At 70.3% G+C, this 18,325-nt stretch carries 21 protein-coding genes; 9 read left to right on the forward strand and 12 right to left on the reverse strand.

From position 1 onward, the window contains the following. Nucleotides 1–73: 73 nt before the first annotated feature. Both N0B31_RS07375 and N0B31_RS07380 read right to left on the reverse strand, forming a co-directional pair. Nucleotides 74–913 (reverse strand): response regulator, encoded by an 840-nt coding sequence (locus tag N0B31_RS07375; RefSeq protein ID WP_260595224.1) that lies wholly within the window; start codon nt 911–913, stop codon nt 74–76. A 269-nt stretch (nt 914–1,182) separates the two neighbouring features. Next, nucleotides 1,183–2,142, reverse strand: coding sequence for an NADPH:quinone reductase (locus N0B31_RS07380; RefSeq protein ID WP_260595225.1), 960 nt, complete (start codon nt 2,140–2,142; stop codon nt 1,183–1,185). Between the two features lie 131 nt (nt 2,143–2,273). Between N0B31_RS07380 and panB the strand changes: the two genes are divergently transcribed. From panB to sucD, 3 genes are all read left to right on the forward strand, one after another. Then, complete coding sequence (gene panB / locus N0B31_RS07385; RefSeq protein WP_260595226.1) at nt 2,274–3,104, forward strand: 3-methyl-2-oxobutanoate hydroxymethyltransferase; 831 nt, start codon at nt 2,274–2,276, stop codon at nt 3,102–3,104. 157 nt (nt 3,105–3,261) lie between these two features. Continuing rightward, nucleotides 3,262–4,410 carry an ADP-forming succinate--CoA ligase subunit beta gene (gene sucC / locus N0B31_RS07390; protein WP_260595227.1) on the forward strand — a complete coding sequence of 383 codons (1,149 nt, stop codon included), beginning with the start codon at nt 3,262–3,264 and terminating at the stop codon, nt 4,408–4,410. Then, nucleotides 4,407–5,276, forward strand: a complete 870-nt coding sequence (gene sucD, locus N0B31_RS07395) for a succinate--CoA ligase subunit alpha (protein ID WP_260595228.1) — start codon at nt 4,407–4,409, stop codon at nt 5,274–5,276. The genes sucC and sucD overlap by 4 nt, the downstream gene beginning before the upstream one ends. A gap of 38 nt (nt 5,277–5,314) precedes the next feature. On the opposite strand, the gene N0B31_RS07400 is transcribed toward sucD, so the two are convergent. From N0B31_RS07400 to N0B31_RS07410, 3 genes are all read right to left on the reverse strand, one after another. Continuing rightward, entirely contained in the window at nt 5,315–5,869 is a 555-nt protein-coding gene (locus tag N0B31_RS07400) for a hypothetical protein (protein ID WP_260595229.1), read from the reverse strand. Between the two features lie 25 nt (nt 5,870–5,894). Continuing rightward, the gene (locus N0B31_RS07405; protein WP_260595230.1) at nt 5,895–7,529 is read right to left on the reverse strand and encodes a lipopolysaccharide biosynthesis protein; all 1,635 of its coding nucleotides are present in this window, start codon (nt 7,527–7,529) and stop codon (nt 5,895–5,897) included. Nucleotides 7,530–7,592: 63 nt separating this feature from the next. After that, on the reverse strand, nt 7,593–8,660 hold the full coding sequence (locus N0B31_RS07410; RefSeq protein WP_465270154.1) for a DUF7972 family membrane protein: 1,068 nt from the start codon (nt 8,658–8,660) through the stop codon (nt 7,593–7,595). A 43-nt stretch (nt 8,661–8,703) separates the two neighbouring features. Between N0B31_RS07410 and N0B31_RS07415 the strand changes: the two genes are divergently transcribed. Both N0B31_RS07415 and N0B31_RS07420 read left to right on the forward strand, forming a co-directional pair. Next, nucleotides 8,704–9,030, forward strand: coding sequence for a hypothetical protein (locus N0B31_RS07415; protein WP_260595232.1), 327 nt, complete (start codon nt 8,704–8,706; stop codon nt 9,028–9,030). 73 nt (nt 9,031–9,103) lie between these two features. Continuing rightward, a complete protein-coding gene (locus N0B31_RS07420; RefSeq protein WP_260595233.1) occupies nt 9,104–9,898 on the forward strand; it encodes an SDR family NAD(P)-dependent oxidoreductase in 795 nt (264 codons plus the stop codon). Between the two features lie 163 nt (nt 9,899–10,061). Here the strand turns inward: N0B31_RS07420 and N0B31_RS07425 are convergent, their stop codons facing one another. Beyond that, the gene (locus tag N0B31_RS07425; RefSeq protein WP_260595234.1) at nt 10,062–11,030 is read right to left on the reverse strand and encodes a hypothetical protein; all 969 of its coding nucleotides are present in this window, start codon (nt 11,028–11,030) and stop codon (nt 10,062–10,064) included. A gap of 140 nt (nt 11,031–11,170) precedes the next feature. Between N0B31_RS07425 and N0B31_RS07430 the strand changes: the two genes are divergently transcribed. Beyond that, entirely contained in the window at nt 11,171–12,487 is a 1,317-nt protein-coding gene (locus N0B31_RS07430) for a cytochrome P450 (protein WP_260595235.1), read from the forward strand. 4 nt (nt 12,488–12,491) lie between these two features. Here the strand turns inward: N0B31_RS07430 and N0B31_RS07435 are convergent, their stop codons facing one another. Together N0B31_RS07435 and N0B31_RS07440 are read right to left on the reverse strand one after the other, a co-directional pair. Further along, nucleotides 12,492–13,421, reverse strand: coding sequence for a DUF1028 domain-containing protein (locus N0B31_RS07435; protein WP_260595236.1), 930 nt, complete (start codon nt 13,419–13,421; stop codon nt 12,492–12,494). Between the two features lie 39 nt (nt 13,422–13,460). Next, on the reverse strand, nt 13,461–14,018 hold the full coding sequence (locus N0B31_RS07440; RefSeq protein ID WP_260595237.1) for a DUF7528 family protein: 558 nt from the start codon (nt 14,016–14,018) through the stop codon (nt 13,461–13,463). A 148-nt stretch (nt 14,019–14,166) separates the two neighbouring features. Here N0B31_RS07440 and N0B31_RS07445 point away from each other — a divergent pair, with 148 nt between their 5' ends. Beyond that, nucleotides 14,167–14,880: a DUF7117 family protein gene (locus N0B31_RS07445; protein ID WP_260595238.1), complete on the forward strand. Its 714-nt coding sequence runs from the start codon at nt 14,167–14,169 to the stop codon at nt 14,878–14,880. A 204-nt stretch (nt 14,881–15,084) separates the two neighbouring features. Then, on the forward strand, nt 15,085–15,312 hold the full coding sequence (locus tag N0B31_RS07450) for a DUF7385 family protein (RefSeq protein WP_260595239.1): 228 nt from the start codon (nt 15,085–15,087) through the stop codon (nt 15,310–15,312). On the opposite strand, the gene N0B31_RS07455 is transcribed toward N0B31_RS07450, so the two are convergent. From N0B31_RS07455 to N0B31_RS07470, 4 genes are read right to left on the reverse strand one after another with little or no spacing between them, the layout of a single operon-like run. Further along, nucleotides 15,299–15,811 carry an NUDIX hydrolase gene (locus N0B31_RS07455; RefSeq protein WP_303655785.1) on the reverse strand — a complete coding sequence of 171 codons (513 nt, stop codon included), beginning with the start codon at nt 15,809–15,811 and terminating at the stop codon, nt 15,299–15,301. The genes N0B31_RS07450 and N0B31_RS07455 overlap by 14 nt on opposite strands. Next, nucleotides 15,808–16,287 (reverse strand): NUDIX hydrolase, encoded by a 480-nt coding sequence (locus tag N0B31_RS07460; RefSeq protein WP_260595240.1) that lies wholly within the window; start codon nt 16,285–16,287, stop codon nt 15,808–15,810. The genes N0B31_RS07455 and N0B31_RS07460 overlap by 4 nt, the downstream gene beginning before the upstream one ends. A gap of 27 nt (nt 16,288–16,314) precedes the next feature. Beyond that, the gene (locus N0B31_RS07465; RefSeq protein ID WP_260595241.1) at nt 16,315–17,190 is read right to left on the reverse strand and encodes a tetrahydrofolate dehydrogenase/cyclohydrolase catalytic domain-containing protein; all 876 of its coding nucleotides are present in this window, start codon (nt 17,188–17,190) and stop codon (nt 16,315–16,317) included. Between the two features lie 59 nt (nt 17,191–17,249). Then, the gene (locus N0B31_RS07470) at nt 17,250–17,828 is read right to left on the reverse strand and encodes a hypothetical protein (RefSeq protein ID WP_260595242.1); all 579 of its coding nucleotides are present in this window, start codon (nt 17,826–17,828) and stop codon (nt 17,250–17,252) included. Nucleotides 17,829–17,945: 117 nt separating this feature from the next. Between N0B31_RS07470 and N0B31_RS07475 the strand changes: the two genes are divergently transcribed. Beyond that, nucleotides 17,946–18,314: a hypothetical protein gene (locus N0B31_RS07475; protein WP_260595243.1), complete on the forward strand. Its 369-nt coding sequence runs from the start codon at nt 17,946–17,948 to the stop codon at nt 18,312–18,314. Nucleotides 18,315–18,325: the final 11 nt, after the last annotated feature.

Below are 18,325 nucleotides of genomic sequence, written 5' to 3' on the forward strand. Positions count from 1 at the left end.
CGACCACCGTGTGATACTCATTGCCCGGCAATCGACGGGCCGGTGAAAAAGAGTTACCGAACGAGGCGGAACACTACCGGAACCGCGGCGGCCGGGAGAGTTTCTCCTTCAGCGTCCGGAACTTCGACTCGGCCACCTCGACCTGTTCCTGCGCCTCGGAGAGTTCCTCCTCGAAGGCGGCCTCGTCGGTCAGGTCCTCGAGGAACACGGAGAGACCGTCCTCCGACGGGTAGGCGCGGAGTTCGAGCCAGCGGTCCAGTTCGGGGATGTTGCAGTCGACCGACTGTGGCTTGCGGTCGTTCATCGCGCTGCGGATGGCGCCCTCGACGGCCTCGTCCCGGCCGAGCAACTCCCAGATGGTCACGTCCGCGCCGTAGTCGAACTCACCGTCGACCAAGAGGGTCTCGGCGGCCCGGTTCAGGTAGGTGACCTGCCAGTCCGTGTCGACGGCGATGTACCCCTCGCCGATGCGGTCGTAGATGCTCTGGACGCGCTCCTCGGCGCGCTGGGCGGCCTGTTCGGCCTGGTGTTTGGTCACGAGGTTCGAGACGCGGTTGCCGAGGACGACGTACTGCTGCGAGCCGACGCCCTTCTGTAGGTAGTCGGTGACCCCGAGGCGGAACGCCTCGCTCGCGACCTCCTCGCTCCCGCGGCCGGTGAAGAAGATGACCGGCACCTTCGGGTGGTCCTCACGGACGGCCTCGAGGAACTCCAGGCCGTCCATGTCGTCCATCTGGTAGTCCGTGACGATGCAGTCGGCTCCGTCGAGGTGGCTCAGGGCCTCCTCGGCGTCGAGGAAGCCGACCACCTCCATCTCCGGGTGTTCACGCTCGAGTGAGCGCTTGGTCACGTCGAGAACGGCCTCGTCGTCGTCGATGTGGACCACTCTGACGACGTTACGATCGGAGTCCATAGATGCGGAACACTCCCGACAGGTATAAATGTTGTTTCGGATATGGGAGTCGTTCACCCCCCGGAACCGCCGTATCTCGGGCGTTCTCCGGGCCGTTCTCCAGACGATGCGGGTTTGGTATCTGACAACCACCTCGACTGAGCGTCACTTTCGGCAGCAGGGGGAGCCAGCCAGAGCCGCGACTCCCCTCGGGACGGGGGTTCGGTACCGCCCGCGACGGGGCGGACGAGTCGTGGCCGGCGACGTCCCCGAACGCGGACGGGTGTCCGTCACTCGCCCGGTATCACGACCAGTTTGCCGAGGAACGACTCCTCGAGGACCGCACGGTGGGCGTCGGGCGTCTCCGCCAGCGGGTAGGTCCGGGCCACCTCCGGGACGACACGACCGGCCGCGAGGAGCGTCCCCAGCCGGGCGAGGACGGCCCCCGTGTCCGGCGTGTTGAACATCGACATCACCTGGAATCGGAGGTCCTTGAACTTCCCCGGCCCCATCGGGACGGGGGCGGTCGGCCCGGTGTTCCCGATGGCGACCACCCGGCCCCGCTCGGCCGCAACCTCGAAGTCGAGTTCGGCGTACTCGTTCGCGAACGTGTCGAGTATCACGTCCGGGGCCCCGGCCGCCGTGATGGCCTCGGCGAGGTCGGCCCGCGTGTAGTCGAGCACCGTGTCGGCCCCGAGCGCCCGGAGCGTGTCGTGGTACGGAGGCGAGGCCGTGGTCGTCACCTCCGCGCCCGTGGCGGCCGCGAGCTGGACGGCGACGTGTCCGACGCCACCGCTCCCGGAGTGGATCAGCACGGACTCGGCCGGTTCGAGCTCGGCGTGGTGGACGAGCGCCTGCCACGCCGTGACCCCGACGAGCCCCAGCGCCGCGCCCTCCTCGAACGAGCAGCCGACGGGCAGGACGGCCGCGTGGTCGCTCGGCACCCGGACGTACTCGGCGCAGGTCCCCTGGTTCCAGTTGCCCAGCCCGGTGGCGAACACCCGGTCACCCACCTCGAACCCCTCGACGCCGGGACCGACCGTCTCGACGACGCCGGCGGCGTCGGACCCCGGCGTCCACGGCAACTCCGGCACCGGGTACTCCCCCTCGCGGAAGTAGGTGTCGACGGGGTTGACACCGGCGGCTTCGACCCGGACCAGCAGGTCCCCGTGGCCCGGCTTCGGGCGGTCGACCTCCTCGACGGACAGTACCTCGGGACCTCCGTGCTCCGCGTAGCGGACGGCGCGCATACCCTCCTCTCACCCGGTGGAGCCTTCGCCCTTTCCCCGGCCCGGCAGCCGGACTCGACGGAACGGCGACGAGCCGCGGGGACCCGGCGCCGGCCCGGTGGGCTTTTGTCCCGCGCCGCTCCACCCCCGATATGTCGCGGAACACGCTCCGGACCATCCGAAAGCGGTACGAGGACGACGAACCGCTGACGATGCTGACCGCCTACGACGCACCCATCGCCCGTCTCGTGGACCGCGGCGGCGTCGACATGATCCTCGTCGGCGACAGCGCTGGCCACAACCACCTCGGCTACGAGGACACGATGCCCGTCACGATGGACGAGGCCGTCTCGAACACGGCGGCCGTCGTCCGCGGCACCGAGAACGCCTTCGTCATCGGCGACATGCCGTTCGGTTCCTACGGCGCCTCGATGGAGCAGTCCGTCGAGAACGCCAGCCGCTTCATGAAGGAGGCCGGTGCCGACGCCGTGAAACTGGAGACCGCGCCCGGTGGAGAGACCACCATCGAACTCATCGAGCGGTTCACCGAACTCGGCATCCCGGTCCAGGGCCACCTCGGGCTGACGCCACAGCACATGAACCAGCTGGGCGGTGCGGTCGTGCAGGGGCGCGAGGGGCCGGACTCGGAGTACGCGGACCTCCTCGTGGAGACCGCCCAGCGGCTGGAGGAGGCCGGCGTGTTCACGCTCGTCATCGAGGCGACGACCGAGGCCGTCGCCAAGCGCGTGAGCGAGAGCGTCGACGTCCCCACCATCGGCATCGGCGCCGGCCGCTACACCGACGGGCAGGTGCTCGTCGTCAACGACGTGCTCGGCCTCGGGGGCGAGGGGTACAGTCTCGCGAAGGAGTACGTCAACCTCGACGAGATCATCGAGGACGCCATCTCGGAGTTCGTAGGGGACGTGCGCGAGGGGCGGTTCCCGACGGCGGCGAACGCGTACGAGCCGATGGACGCGGAGTAGTCGGTCGGGCCGACTGTCGCCGGGGAACGGGGCCAGAGTGGGCGACCTCGGTCCCGAAAACCGCTGGAACGTTGTCTTTCCGTGATTCGACAGAGCCGGCCCGATGCGCCGGAACCGGCGGGATTTATGCCCGAACCGTCAGACCCCACGAACGGCAATGAAACTCCACGAGTACCAGGCGAAGGGAGTCTTCGCCGACGCGGGGGTCCCGACGCCGAAGTCGGCGCTCGCCTCGACGGTCGACGAGGCCGTCGACGCGGCCGACGAGGTCGGCTACCCCTGTGCGGTGAAGGCGCAGGTACAGGTCGGTGGCCGTGGGAAGGCCGGCGGTATCGAACTCGTCGACGACGAGGACGAACTCCGCGAGGCCGCCGAGCGCATCATCGGCATGGACCTCAAGGGCCTGCACGTCGACCGCGTCCTCGTCGAGGAGGCCGTCGACTTCGTCGACGAACTCTACGTCGGCGTGACGATGGACCGCGGCGAGGGCAAGCCGGTCGTCATGGTCTCGACCGAGGGTGGCGTCGACATCGAGCAGGTGGCCGAGGAGAACCCCGAGGCCATCGCTCGCGAACACGTCGATCCGGCGTTCGGCCTGCACCCGTATCAGGCCCGCCGCGCCGTCTTCTCGGCTGGCGTCGACCGTGACGTGGCCACGGACGTGGCGCGCGTGCTGACCACGCTCTACAGCCTGTGGGACGACAAGGACGGCACGGACGCCGAGATCAACCCGCTGATGATCACGAGCGACCGCGAGGTGATCGCGGCCGACGCCGTCATGAACGTCGACGACGACGCGCTGTTCCGCCACCCCGACCTCCAGGAGATGGAGGAGGAGGGCGACGTCGGCGGCGACGAACTCGAGCAGAAGGCCGACGAGTACGGCTTCGACTACGTCCGACTCTCGGGCAACGTCGGCATCATCGGCAACGGCGCGGGCCTCGTGATGACGACGCTCGACCTCGTGGACTACTACGGCGGCTCGCCGGCGAACTTCCTCGACATCGGTGGCGGGGCGAAGGCCGAACGTGTGACGAACGCGCTCGACATGGTGTTCTCCGACGAGAACGTCGATTCGGTCGTCTTCAACATCTTCGGCGGCATCACCCGCGGCGACGAGGTGGCGAAGGGTATCAACGAGGCACTCGAGAGCTTCGACGAGATCCCCAAGCCCGTCGTCGTCCGTCTCGCGGGGACGAACGCCGAGGAGGGGATGGAGATTCTGAACACCGACCTCGTCACGGTGGAGGCCACGCTCGAGTCGGCCGTCCAGCGTGCGGTCGAGTACGCGGAGGAGGAAGCATGAGCATTCTAGTCGACGACGACACGCGCGTGGTGGTACAGGGCATCACCGGCGGTGAGGGGAAGTTCCACACCGGCCAGATGATGGAGTACGGCACGAACGTGGTCGCTGGCGCGGTGCCCGGCCGCGGCGGCCAGGAGGTCGAAGGTGTCCCCGTCTACGACACCGTCTCCGAAGCGGCGCGCGAGGAGGACGCCAACGCGAGCGTCATCTTCGTCCCGCCGGCGTTCGCCGGTGACGCGATGTTCGAGGCGCTCGACTCCCCGGTCGACCTCGCGGTCGCCATCACCGAGGGCGTCCCGCAGCAGGACATGGCGAAGGTCTACCGCCGCCTCGGCGAGACGGACACCTACCTCGTGGGGCCGAACTGCCCCGGCCTCATCACGCCGGGCGCGGCGAAGCTCGGCATCCTCCCGGGGAACATCTTCTCGGAGGGTGACGTCGGGCTCGTCTCCCGCTCGGGCACGCTGACCTACCAGGTGGTCGACTCGCTCACGAAGCGCGGCATCGGCCAGACCACCGCGGTCGGTATCGGTGGCGACCCCATCATCGGGACGGACTTCGTCGACGCGCTGGAACTGTTCGAGAACGACCCGGACACGAAGGCCGTCGTGATGTGCGGCGAGATCGGCGGCGAGGACGAGGAGGAGGCCGCCGACTACATCGCGGAGTACATGGACACCCCGGTCGCCGGATTCATCGCCGGCCGCACCGCCCCGCCGGGCAAGCGGATGGGCCACGCGGGCGCCATCGTCTCCGGCAGTGGAACCGGCACCGCCGAGTCGAAGATCGAGGCGCTCAACGACGCCGGCGTCCCCGTGGGCGACACGCCCGAAGAGGTCGCCGACGCCGTCGAGGAGTTCATCTAACGGCCCCCTGTCTCCCGTTCTCGCGTCTTCACCGACTGTCAGCGGCCGGTCCGTTCGTCGGGCGTCCCCCCGTCGCCGAGCCCCTCGCACCCGATGCCGAGTCCCGCACCGGCCTCCGACCACCGGACGTCGACGAGCGTCAGCGCGTCGTCCGGTCCGCAGTCGGCCGTCCCCCACGCCTGCACCCGGTCCTCGGTTCGGACGAGGAACAGGACAGTCGTTCCCGGTGCGGGGTCCTCAACCGGCCCGGACACGCTCGACCCGGGGGGAAGGGTGAACCGGCCCTCCTGGTCCGCGGCTGCCGGCCACCGGACCTCGGTGACGTCGTCGGGTCGGAACAGTCGCGCCCCGGCGGTCCCGGTCAGGTTGTCGACCACACGTGTCTCGCCGAGCGTCGTCACCTCCGTCACCGAGTCGACCGGCCCCTCGATCGTCCAGTAGGCCAGCGTGTACGTGGCGTTCCCCTCGTTGGCGAGGGTGACCTCGATGTCCGGGGGCGGCGTCGTGGTCGGTGTCGGCGTGGCGAACGGGCCGGCACAGCCGGCGAGGAGGAGACACGCGACGAGGGCGAGCGAGTGCGAGCGGGGAGTCACAGCGTCCACTCGACGGCGTCGGCAATCAAGACTGGGACGACAGCACCTCGCGGAGCGCCCGTCGGTAGCGCCCGGCGAGCGACCCGACGAGGCGCCGTTCCGCAGGTTCGAACCCCTGCACCCCGAGCGCCACTCCGTAGGCGCACAGCCCGAGGGCTGTCCCCAGGACTGCGGTGGCGGCACCCCCGCCGAGCGCCAGTCGCATCCCGAGCGCCACCCCGACGAACGGCACCGCGGCGAGGAGCGGCCGGACGTGGGCACGGGTGAACGGCTGGAGGCCCTCGGCCCGGTAGAGGACGAGTATCTCCAGCCCGTTGTTCAGGGTGAGCATCAGCAGGTAGCTGGCAACGAGGCCGGGGAGGCCGAACTCGATGGTCAGGGGGATGGAGACGACGGCGAGGATGACGGTGACCACGGTGTTGACCACGAGCAGGCCGCGCTGGTTGTCGGTCATCGTCAGGAGGATGCCGACGCTCCCGGCGGCACAGGCACCGAACTGGGCGATGACGAACCCGGGGAGCAGCCACGCGGCCTCGACGAACGCGGGACCGAACAGGGCCATCACCGAGCGCCGGTAGACGATGGCCGGCACCGCGAGGCCCGTCGTGGCGAGGAGGACGAGTCGGCTGGAGACGTGGTAGAGCCGCGAGAGGGCCTCGTGGTGCCCCTCGTCGTTGAGCGCGGCCGCGACGGGCGGGACGAACTGGTTGATGCCGACCAGCGGCAGTCGGACGAGGTGCCCGACGAGGACGCCGACGGCGAAGATGCCACCGGCGGTCCCGCTGAGGAAGAGGGCGAGGAGGGGATAGAACCCGAGTCGCTGCGCGGTGGTGGCGAACGAGGCGAGGAACAGCGGGGCGACGAACCGGACGTAGCGGCGCTGGAGCCCCCGTGCATCTGGCTCACGCAGTCGGGGGCGGAGTCCACGCCGGAGCCAGAGCCACACGGCACCGACCGTCCCGACGAGTGCGGAGACGACGACGACGCCGACGGCGACGACGAGCAGACGGTCGAACAGGAGGACGCCCGCGAGGCCGACACCGAGCTGTGCGAACGGGAACGCGACCCGTTGCAGGACGTTCAACGCGCCCACCTCCTCCAGCCCCCGGAGGATGGTGACGACGGCGAAGAGCCACACCACGCCGGGGAGACCGAGCGCGAACACCCGGAGGTAGCCGACGAACGTCGCGATGCCGGCGTCGGCGGTGACGCCCGGCGTCAGCGACGCGATGGCGGGGGCCGCGAGGTAGAGCGCCACGCCGAAGAGGGCGGCGACGCCGACCTGCAGGGCGGTGCCGAAGGTGGCGACGACGTCGCGCTCGGCGTCGGTCGCTGCCGACGGGAGGTAGCGGCTGATGCCGCCACGGACGCCCATCGAGAGGCTCAGGAGGACCGCCTGGAACCGGCGGGCGACGACGAACACGCCGTAGGCCGCCGCGCTGAACCCGTTGGTCAGCGTCGCGGTGAACGCCAGCGCGAGCCCCTGTTCGAGGAGGACGCTCGGCACCGAGACGACGGCACCGTGGGCGACCCGTTCGAGCGCGTCCGCGAGTCGTGCCTCTACGGGGTCCGTCTCGGGCACGGGCCCCTCCGGCACTGCCTCCTCGGGCACCTCGCAGGCGTCGACCCTACCGGTGGGTGGACTGGTGTCGGCGGCCACGCCCGAGGGCCGCGGCGTCGGCTCAAAAGTCTCGTGGTCCCCCGGCAGGCGTCCACACGCGACTCAGAGCCACTCGTCGGGGTCCCGGTCCCCGTCGAGGATGAACGGCCCGGCCGAGAGGGTGAGTCGGGAGACCGCCGCCACACGGAGGACGTAGGCGGTCAGGACCAGGAACGGCGCGAGACCGACGGTGTATCCCACCGCGCCGACGACCAGGACGGTCGGGACGCCGAGGACGGCCCCGCCGAGCAGTCGGACGTCGACGGCGAGGGCCGTCGCGCTCACGACGATGGCCGGCAGGGAGACGTAGATGAGGTCCGCCGAGAGGGTGGAGAACTCACGCTCGAAGTAGAGCGATTTGAAGTACTCGCGGGCGGCCGCGAAGAACTGGAGTGCGTCGGTCAGGTCGGAGACGGCACGCTCCAGTTCGTCGGAGAACCGCGCGGCGTGCCGTGACTGGACGCGGCGGACGGCGTAGAACTGGCCGGCGTAGTCGTACTCCAGCGCTGCGAGCAGCTGGTCGAAGGTGTCCGTCTCGTCGGCAGTGAGCGTCCGATCGACCCGTTCGACGTCGTCCGCCACGCGTTCGAGACACGCGTCAACCTCCGCCTGCAGGTCGCCCGCCGTCGCCTCGTCGAGCCCTGGGTGCGCCGGCCCGACCGTGTCCTCCAGCGCCTGTGCGTGACCCAGCACGGCCTGCGTGATGGCCCGGAGGAACGGTCCCGGACGGGCCGGCGACACCTCCCGGTCGAGGACGGCCTCGGTCTGCCGTCTGAACTCACGCGTCTCCTCGATGCGCTCGCGCTGTCGACCCAGCGGCGAGAGCTCCTGCGAGACGAACAGGGAGGCGACCGAGACGACGATGGAGACGAGCAGGGTGACACCCGCGAGCAGCGTGTTCAGCGGCGTCGAGACGGTCCCACGGTCGGGGACGAGCAACTCCGCTCCCGGTGGCAGGGCTGCCACCGCGCCCAGCGTGAGCGAGAGCACCGCGACCAGAGCGCCAGGACGACCACCCGCCGGTCGCCTGTGAGCAGGAACCAGCGCCACGGCCGGGGGCCGTCGGTATCCGTCGTCACGCTCACCGTCGGTCGGCTGTGAGATAAAACCGGGAGCAGCGGCGGGCGGCACGACCGCACACCCTTAAGTGTCGGGGCGATGAACTCCCGCCGTCATGAGCGACAACGGACTCGGCAAGAAGGTGCTGGTCGTCGGCGTCGTCATCGGGGTCCTCGCCATCGTCGTCCGCCGGTTGCGCAGCGGCGCGGCCGAAGACGAGGAGGAGGACGGCATCGACCGCATCGACACGGGCAACGAGCGCAACGAGGAGCCGGTCGACACTGGGCTGGACCGGGTCGACACGGCCGGCGACGACGAGGACGACGCCACCGTCCCGGTCGCGGCCGAGGGTCGGTTCGCCCACCTCGACCTGTTCGACTACGTCGCCATCCTCGCCGCCGCGGTGAAGGCCGCGAAGTCCGAGTACGAGTCCCGTAGCTGAACCAGCCTCCTCTCCTGCCGTCTGCCTCGCCGCCACCGAAAGTGTGAGGTGTGCGACCCCCGCGGGTTGTGCCATGCACGAGGCCGACTTCGGCGTCGATGGACAGTCTGTCGTGGTGACAGGTGCGAGTCAGGGTATCGGCCGCACCATCGCGGAGACGTTCGCCGCCGGCGGGGCGGACGTGGCTATCTGCTCGCGCAGTCAGGACCGTATCGACCCGGTCGCCGAGCAGATCGAGGCCGAGACCGACGCGCGCTGTCTCGCCGTCGAGTGTAACGTCCGCGAACGCGACGAGGTGGAGGCGTTCTTCGAGGCCGTGAACGATGAGTTCGGTGGCATCGACACGCTCGTCAACAACGCCGGCGGCGAGTTCGTCGCCGCGTTCGACGACATCTCGCCCAACGGCTGGAACGCCATCGTCGACCTGAACCTCGGCGGCACCTTCCACTGCACGCAGGTCGCCAGCCAGTACATGCGCGAGGACGGTGGTGGCGTCGTCGTGAACATGTCCAGTGTGAACGGGCAGCACGCCGCCCCCAACGAGTCGCACTACTCGGCCTCGAAGGCCGCCATCATCCGACTGACCGAGACGCTCAGCGTGGAGTACGCGAGCCACGGCATCCGGGTGGTCTGTGTCGCCCCCGGCCTCATCCAGACCCCCGGCGTGGCCGAGACGCTCGGCATCCAGTCCGAGGACATGCCGCCGCGAGAGGCCGTCGACCGCCGCATCGGCCACACCGAGGACATCGCCGACGTGGTCCAGTTCCTCGCCTCGCCCGCCGCCGCGTTCGTCAACGGCGAGACGTACACGGTGAAGGGTGTCCCGCGTGCCGGGAACTCGATGAGCGCGGACCTCGGCCTGCAGTAAGTCGCTCGGTACCACCCGTCTCTTCCTCCGGACACGCCGATAGGTGAGCGACGGCACCGCTCGAGTGGCACGTCGAGTACGGCAGGACGAGCCGAGGAGCGTCGAGACGAGGCACGGCGAAGCGACGGACGAGCACCAGGCCGAGCGGCCGACCGCAGTGTGATCACAGCCCGCCGATGATGCCGCCGTCGTCGTCACTCGAACTCCCGCCGAGGACCCCACCGATGATGCCGCCGTCGTTCGGCGTTGGCGTCGGCGTCGGCGTCGGCGACGCGGTCGGCGTGGGCGTGGGCGACGCAGTCGGCGTCGGCGATGGCGTCGGCGTGGGTGTCGGCGTCGGCGTCGGCGATGGCGTGGGCGTCGGCGATGGCGTGGGCGTCGGACTTGGTGTCGCCGTAGGTGTCGCGGTCGGCGTCGGTGAGGGCGTCGCCGTGGGTGTCGCGGTCGGCGTCGGTGAGGGCGTCGCCGTGGGTGTCGGTGACCGCGTCGCGGTCGGCGTCGGTGTGTCCGTGGCCGCTGGCACGGCGTTCGTCGGCTGCACCGCGATGGTGCCGGCCGTCGACGCGAGCGTCAGGGCGACCGCGACAGCGCTGGCCGCGAACAGGGCGAACGCGGCGAGCCGGACGGTCGAGCCCCCGGGCCCGCTCGGGAACCCGACCCCGGACCCGGTGCCGACCCCACCGCTCGGGTCGGGGGCGGGGCCGTCGTCGACGGCCGACTCGACGGTCGCTGCCTCGGCCGCCGGTGGGTCCCCGATGTCGAGCCACGACGCGAAGTCGAACCCACCGGTCTCGGACTTCCATGCCACCGACTCCCGCGGTCGGCGGCGGCTCGGGAGCGCGTCGGCCAGCGCCGCGGCGGCACCGACGACGACACTGAGAACGAGTCCCGAGAGGGAGCCGGAGCTGCTGGCCGAAGCGTCCCCACCGGTCTTCACGCGGGCACGGTCGAGTCTCACCTCGCCACGGGTGACGGACGCCTCCCCCTCGCTCGTCTCGCCAGCCGCCCTGTTCGTCGACTCGCTCCGCTCCGAGAGCCACTCGTCGAAGTCGAAGCCGTCGGGTCTGTACCCCCCGTCGGTGCGTGAATGGGGCTCACCACCGTCGTCCCCGGGTGTGCCGTCTCTCGTCATATGGAGTGCTCGGTTACCAGTTCGTCCTTCAGGACTGTCCTAAGTCCGTTGCCGTCTCTCTCCGGACTCTTTTAATACGAGAGCCGGAGCGGCTCGCCGTCTCGGCAAGCGTTTAGCGCGAGCGGGCCCAACAGACCGCTATGTCGGCAGACCCGCCCGGCCCGAAGGGGGTCCCCCTGCTCGGGAACACGGGCCAGTACGCCCGCGACCCGTTCCGGTTCATGACCGCCGTGGGTGAGGCCTACGGCGACCTTGCTCGCCTCGAACTGGCCGGCGAACCCACGTTCATGCTCACGAACCCGGCAGACATCGAGACGGTGCTCGTCGGGGACGGCGACTCGTTCGTCAAGCCGGAGTTCGGCGGCGACGACGCCGTCGAGAACCTCCTCGGGAACGGCCTGCTCACCAGCGAGGGCGAGTTCTGGCGTGACCAGCGCCGCCTCGCCGGGCAGGCGTTCGACCCGAACCGCATCTCGGACCTCGCGGGGATGATGGTCGAGCACACCGAGTCGATGGTCGAACGCTGGGAGCCGGGCGAACCCATCGACGTCCGCACGGAGCTCGCGAAGGTGACGGTCCGCATCATCGTGAACGCGATGTTCGGCACCGACGTCGACCGCGAGACGACCGAGCGGGTCCAGGCGGCGCTCGAACCGCTGGGCGAGCGGTTCGAACCCGACCCGCTACGGTTCCTCACGCCGAACTGGCTCCCGACGGCGGAGAACCGCTCGTTCGGCGAGTCGGTCCGGACGCTAGAGGGCGTCCTCGACGACATCGTCGCCGAGCGGCGCGCCGCAGGCTACGCGGAGGGCGACGACCTGCTCTCGGTGCTCTTGCGGGCACAGGACCGGGGCGAGCAGGCCGACAGCACCCTGCGCGACGAGATGATGACGATGCTGTTGGCGGGCCACGACACCACCGCGCTCACGCTCACCTACACCTACTACCTGCTCGGCAAGCACTCCGAGGCGAAGGCCCGACTCCACGAGGAGGTGGACGCGGTGGACGGCCGACCCACGGCCGCCGACGCGATGGGGTTCGAGTACACCTCGAACGTGCTGAACGAAGCGATGCGGCTCTACCCGCCGGTGTACGTGCTGTTCCGGTCACCGACCCGCGACGTGGAGTTCGGCGGCTACCACGTCCCTGAGGGCGCGTTCCTGATGCTCCCGCAGTGGGTCGTCCACCGGAGCGAACGGTACTGGGAGGACCCGCTGGCGTTCGACCCGGACCGCTGGGACCGGCGGGAGCGCCACCGCTTCGCATTCTTCCCGTTCGGCGGCGGCAAGCGCATCTGCATCGGAAAGCAGTTCTCGCTCCTCGAGTCGAAGCTCATCCTCGCGACGGTGGCGAGACACTACGACCTCGAACTGGTCGACGACGGTGAGTTGACGCTCCGGCCGACGCTGACGATGCACCCGGCCGACCCCGTCGAGGTCGTCCCGCGGCCTCGCTGAGCGCCTACGTCCGCTCCAGCCGCGACAGCCCGTTCCAGATGGCGTCGACCATCCGCTCCTCGCCCGTACCCTCCGCCGCGTCCCACCCACGGGCGAGGGCGTCCTCGAGGACGGGTAGCGAGTGGTTCTCGAAGTTGGCCATCCCGCGGAACGCCTCGAGGGCCTCGTGTTCGGTGTCACCGAACGCGCCGCTCGGCGTACCCTCGTAGAATCCCATCTCGGCGAGCGTCGCCAGCACCGCCTCGGCGGTCTCGCCCTCGAGCGAGCGCGTCTCCTCGGGTTCGGCCCGCTCCAGCAGGGTCACGTCGTATATCTTGAACACGCGCTCGAGTTCGTCGATGGGGTGCTCGTGGTCGTCGACGCGCACGTCGATCCAGCGGTCGTTGCCGCCGTCGTAGCCTCCCTCGGGCTTGGCGACGTACATCGCCGCGCTCTGCTCGCCGCGGGAGTCGCCACCGGCTTCGTTGCCGGCGTGGAGCGCCGCCAGCAGTCGCTCGGGCAGGCCGCCGGCGGTGGTCTCGAAGGCGTCGGCCATCGCCTCGAGCGTCTCGTGGTTCTCGAGGATGTTCCCCTGGACGGTGTAGTGCTCGCCCTGGAGGTCACCGGCCACGTCGAAACACTCCTCGCCGGTGAACGCGGCGACGGAGCCGTCGGCACCGACGACGCCGACCTGCCGGGAGGGAGCCTCGTCGTCGGCCTCGGTCAGCGCCTCGACGGTCTCGCTCGCGCTGTGACCCTCGCGCAACAGGTCCAGCCCGTTCGGGCCGTAGGCGACGTTGGCGAACGACTGCGTGGCGATGGCTCCCGCGTCGGCGCTCACGAAGGGGACGACGCTCCCGACGCTGACGAACTTCGACTGGACGGCGACGCCGACGGCGTCGTGGTCCGGGTCCCGGGCGACGATAGAGAACGTGCTGGGCCGTGGTGTCGGCATACGCCGATCGACGCACGGCGGCAGGAAAAGCGTTCCCGGCTACCCGTCTCTCACCTCCGGCGTGTCCGTGGGCGTCTGCCCTTTCCGTGCGGTCAGTGGTTGTTCGCTGACGAGTTCGCAGTCGAACGCCGGGTGCTCGGCGAGGTGACGCAGCACCATGTGCCGGCGGCCGCCGGTCAGCCCGGTCCGGCCGAGGTCGTCGGCCGTGAACTCGGCCGGCAGGCGCTCCCAGAGCCGCTCGAGCGCACGGACGGAGTCGAACACCTTCCGGTTGCCAGCCGAGTCCGCACGGCGTCGGGCGACGACGTAGGAACCGTCGGGCCGGTGTTCGCCAGCGGTGTGCAGGAACTCCTCACGACGGACGAGGGCGTCACCGAGTCGCTCGCGCAGGCGACGGGCCTCGGCGTGGCTCAGGACGTGTGTCTCCTCGCCGAGGCTGAGCAGGACCACCGTCCCGTCTGCTTCGGCGTCGACGGTGCCGGCGCGGCCGTCGGTGTCGGTACCGTGGCCGTCGCTCTCGGGCGGGGCGCCCTCGGCTGGTCGTGACTCACCGGAGAATTTCTCGACCGCCCGCGGTGGGCCGCGAGCACGATGCATCGTACGTGTCGCTGTCGGATGGCATCACCAACACGTAGCGCCGGGCGCGACGTGAACCCTGTGGTCGGACAGGTCGACCTGTACGACCCGGTCGGCCGGTGCGGCCCCGACCCACCGGGCTTTTGCCCGGCACCCTCCAAGCGTGGGTATGCGAATCCGGGGCGAGCGCGAGTGTCAGGACTGCGGGACCCGGTGGTCGTACTACGAGACGGCCAGCGTCGAGTGTCCCTCGTGCGGGAGCCTTCGGAGCGTCGGCGTCGAGGAAGAGCGGACGCTCCACACCGCCTCTCCGCGGGAGCTGGACCTCACCGACGTCCGGAACGACGTGGACCGGCGACCACTCCGTGAGGTGGCCGAGACGGCCGCGGACCGTTGCCGGGAGTACGTCCGCGGGTACGGCTGGATCGACGCCGGCGAACTCCGGCGACTGGACGACACCTACCTCGCCGCGCAGGAACTCGGCCACGTCGGTGGGCTGCTGGGGCGACGGCTGGAGGTGGACGAGGACGAGGAATTCTACCTCCTCTCGCTGCTGCGCGGGGCCGACCAGGACGAACGGCCGGCCGTCGACGAGGTGCCCGACTCCCTGCGTGCCGGGCGAGCGCTCGCCTACGCGGCGGCCGTCGACGCCTACCGGAGCGACCTCCGCTCGATTCTCGAGGAGCGGCCGGACCCGGCGGCCTCGCAGGTGCTCGGTCCGGTCGGCGAACACGTCAAGCGCATCCGGGCCATCGACGGGGAGGTCCCGCCCGAGGAACCCGAGACACTCGTCCGGGCGGTCCGTGGAGTGGCGGAGTACCTCCTGGCGGAGGACGAGGCGGCGCTGGCGGAGGCCGCAGACCGGCTGGACCGGCTCCGGTGAGTACGCACCGCACGCACCGCTGGTGTCGGCTGGGGGCGGACAGGCGGCACGGGCGGTCCCGGAGCGCGGTGCCGCACGACCGCGAGACGCTCCGGGCGAGGGTCACGTCACGGACGGGGGTGGTCCCGGCATCCGATTTGAACGCTCGGCTCCCAGGGCGAGCGCGACGATAGAACGATACCAGTGGGTGGCCAGCGCCCGTCAGTGACGCTCTTCGACGTCCACGATCACCGACACCGCCTGAAACTGCTGAAGGACGCCGGGCACACCACGGTCGTCGAGGACCGCGACGGGGTGCCCTGCCCGGTCTGTGGCGACCCGTTCCGCCGCGCGCTCCTGACCGAGCGGCCCGGTCGCTCGTTCGACGGGGTCGACGGCGGCTTCTGCGTGGGCCGGGACGCGGACCGACTCTACGTGTTCACCCACCCCTGAGCCGGACGAGCAGGTCGCGGTCCAGCGTGTCCGCGGGCAACTCCGTCACCCACGCGACGGCCTCGATCTCCTCGTCGACCAGTCCGGGGTCGTCCGTCGTCTGGGCGTCGACCGCGGTGGCCCGGTGGATGGCGAACCGGAACGAGCGCTCCTCGTCCGGGGCGCCCCCACGGCGGCGGATCACGTTCCGCACGACGGCGAGTCGCTCGCCCGGGTCGACGGCGACCCCGGTCTCCTCGTCGAGTTCGCGGACCAGCGCCTCCGCGTGTGTCTCGCCGGCTTCGACTTCGCCGCCCGGGAGGAGCCACCGCCCGTCCTGCTTCACGAGGAGGACCTCCCCGTCGCGTTCGACGAGGGCGCCGACACCCCAGTCGAGCCCCCCGTCGATGCGTTCGCGGGCGGCGACCCACTCCTCTTCCGCGGCGTAACTGACACGTTCGCGGCGGAACTCGCCGGCCTCGCGCCACGTCCGGACCTCGGTGGCGTCGTCCTCACTCACGACGGACGCACCCCCGCGACACGGAGCACTCGCTCGAACAGGGTGTCCGGGAGACCGTCGGTCCGTTCCGGAATCGAGTCGAACCACTTGGCGTCCCGTATCTCGTGCGGCGTCACGCCGAGGTCACGCGTTAACTCGGTGGTCTGTGCCGGCGCGTCGAACACCGTGAGGTGGCCGAGTGCCGCCGTCCCGTCGTGGACGAACCGTTGCTCGACGCGCGCGACGACACCGGCTACGTCCACGGAGAGCCCCGTCTCCTCGTCCACCTCGCGGACGGCCGCTTGGGCCAGCGACTCGCCGGCCTCCACCCCACCGCCGGGGAGGACCCAGCCGTCGCTCCAGGCGTTCTGCACGAGGACGAACCGCACCCCGTCGTGCACCACGGCCGTGACGTACCGGTCACGTCCCTCGGCGAGCGCCTCGCTGACGGTGGTCCAGCCGTCAGCGTCCACCGGTACCTCGTGTCCCGCGACCACGGGTGCTGACCGCATTGCGACCATCGTTCAGGGCAGGTCCACGTCGATACCGCTGCGCTGGCTCGCCGCCTTCACCGTGTTGTACAGCAGCATCGCGCGGGTCATCGGCCCGACGCCGCCGGGCACGGGCGTGATGGCGCTCGCCACCTCCTTCGCGGACTCGTACTCCACGTCGCCGACGGCCTCGCCGTCGACGCGGTTGTAGCCCACGTCGACGACCGTCACGCCCTCGGAGAGCATCGAGCCGTCCACCAGTTCGGGGACGCCCGCGGCGGCGACGACGATGTCGGCCTGCTTCGTCTTCGCGGCGAGGTCCTCGGTCCGCGAGTGACAGAGCGTCACCGTCGCGTTCCCGTCGTCGGCCTTCCGGGCGAGGAGGTTGGCCAGCGGCGTGCCGACGATGTTCGACCGGCCGACGACGACGGCGTCGGCCCCCTCCGTCTCCACGCCGGTGTGTTCGAGCAGTTTCTGGACACCGTGGGGCGTGCAGGGGCGGAACCGGGGGTCACCACGGACGAGGCGCCCGACGTTCTCGGGGTGGAACCCGTCCACGTCCTTCCCGGGGTCGATGCGACGGACGACCTCCTCGTAGTCGACGTGGTCCGCGACAGGGTGCTGGACGAGGATGCCGTCCACCTCGTCGTTCGCGTTCAGGTCGGAGACGGTGTCGTAGAGTTCGTTGGCGGGGGCGTCGACGTCCACCTCGACGTGGAACGACTGGATGCCGAGTTCCTCGCAGTCGCGCTGTTTCATCGAGACGTAGGTGGCACTGGCGCGGTCCTCGCTCATCAGCACCGTGGCGAGGCCCGGCTGGTGGCCCGCGTCGGTCAGCGTCTCGATGGCACCGCGCAGCGACTCGCGTACGTCCTCGGCGACGGCGTTGCCGTCGATGACCTCTGTCATTGTGTCAGAGGCGGACGCCGGGTGGCTTGAACGCCACGGAACCGCGGCCGGCACGGGAGTCAGGGACAGTCCTGGCTCCCGAAGGACCGGGCCTCCGGACCCTGCCGGACGAGTTCGACCGCCCCCGAACCGAGGTTCACCAGCGCCACCTGCCCGCCGTAGCCGTGTGTCTGGTCGTGGCCGCGGACGACCACGCAGGACACGCCGTCCGGAATCTCGTAGGTGTCGGAGCGAGTGAACTCGCGGGTGCCGTGGGGGTGGGTCAACTCGCGCCGGCCGAGACGGGTCCCGTCGAGTCGTTCGACCTGCCACCAGTTCGCGTAGCCCTGCTCGCCGTCGTCGTCGTGGTGGAGGGTGACGTCGAAGGTGACTGCAGCGCCCGAGCGGGAGAACTCGACGCTCGTGACGTTCGCCTCGCGCAGGTCCAGTTCACCCTCCGGCGACGGGTCGGCGGCGGTGCTGGGTGTGCCCGGCGTCGACTCCACTGTGGGCGTCGCCCCGTCGTCGACCGTGGCCGTCCCGGTGGGCGTGGCTGTCGGCGTCCCGGAGCCGTCGACACCGCCGCCGTCACCGGGGGCGGTACAGCCGGCGACCGCGATGGCGAGGCCGGCCAGGAGACCACGGCGAGTCGTGCGCATACCGACCCGTCGGCCCGGGAGCGCTTCGTTCCTTCGCGGACGTGCGCTCGGCGGGGACAGTCACGAGTCCGAGCGAGCGCCAAGGTGGAGTTATGGTATCTGGGGTGAACACGGGCCATGGCTCTCAGAGGCGTCCCACGGCTCGTCGGTGGACTGCTGTTCCAGTCGGCGACGAACGACGCGGAGCGACACTGGCGGGCCGTCACCCGGAACACGAAGCGGGTCCTCGGCCGACCGGTCAGGACGACGCTCTCGGCGGTGTTCGTGTTCGGGATGGCGTGTCTGCTCTACGTCGTCGCCTACCGAAACGAGGCGGCGCTCGCCGCGATGGACGCCACCGGCGGCGAGCTGACGTTCTCGCTGTTCCTCTCCCTGCTCCCCTCGCCGCTCCTGCTGGTGCCGGCGTTCGTCGCCTTCTGGATACTGACCGTGTTCGCGCTGATCAGTTCCGGCGTCGAACGCGACCTCGGACACCACTACCGCTGAGAAGTGGAACG

Source organism: Salinirubellus salinus (assembly GCF_025231485.1).
Taxonomy (GTDB): Archaea; Halobacteriota; Halobacteria; order Halobacteriales; family Haloarculaceae; genus Salinirubellus; species Salinirubellus salinus.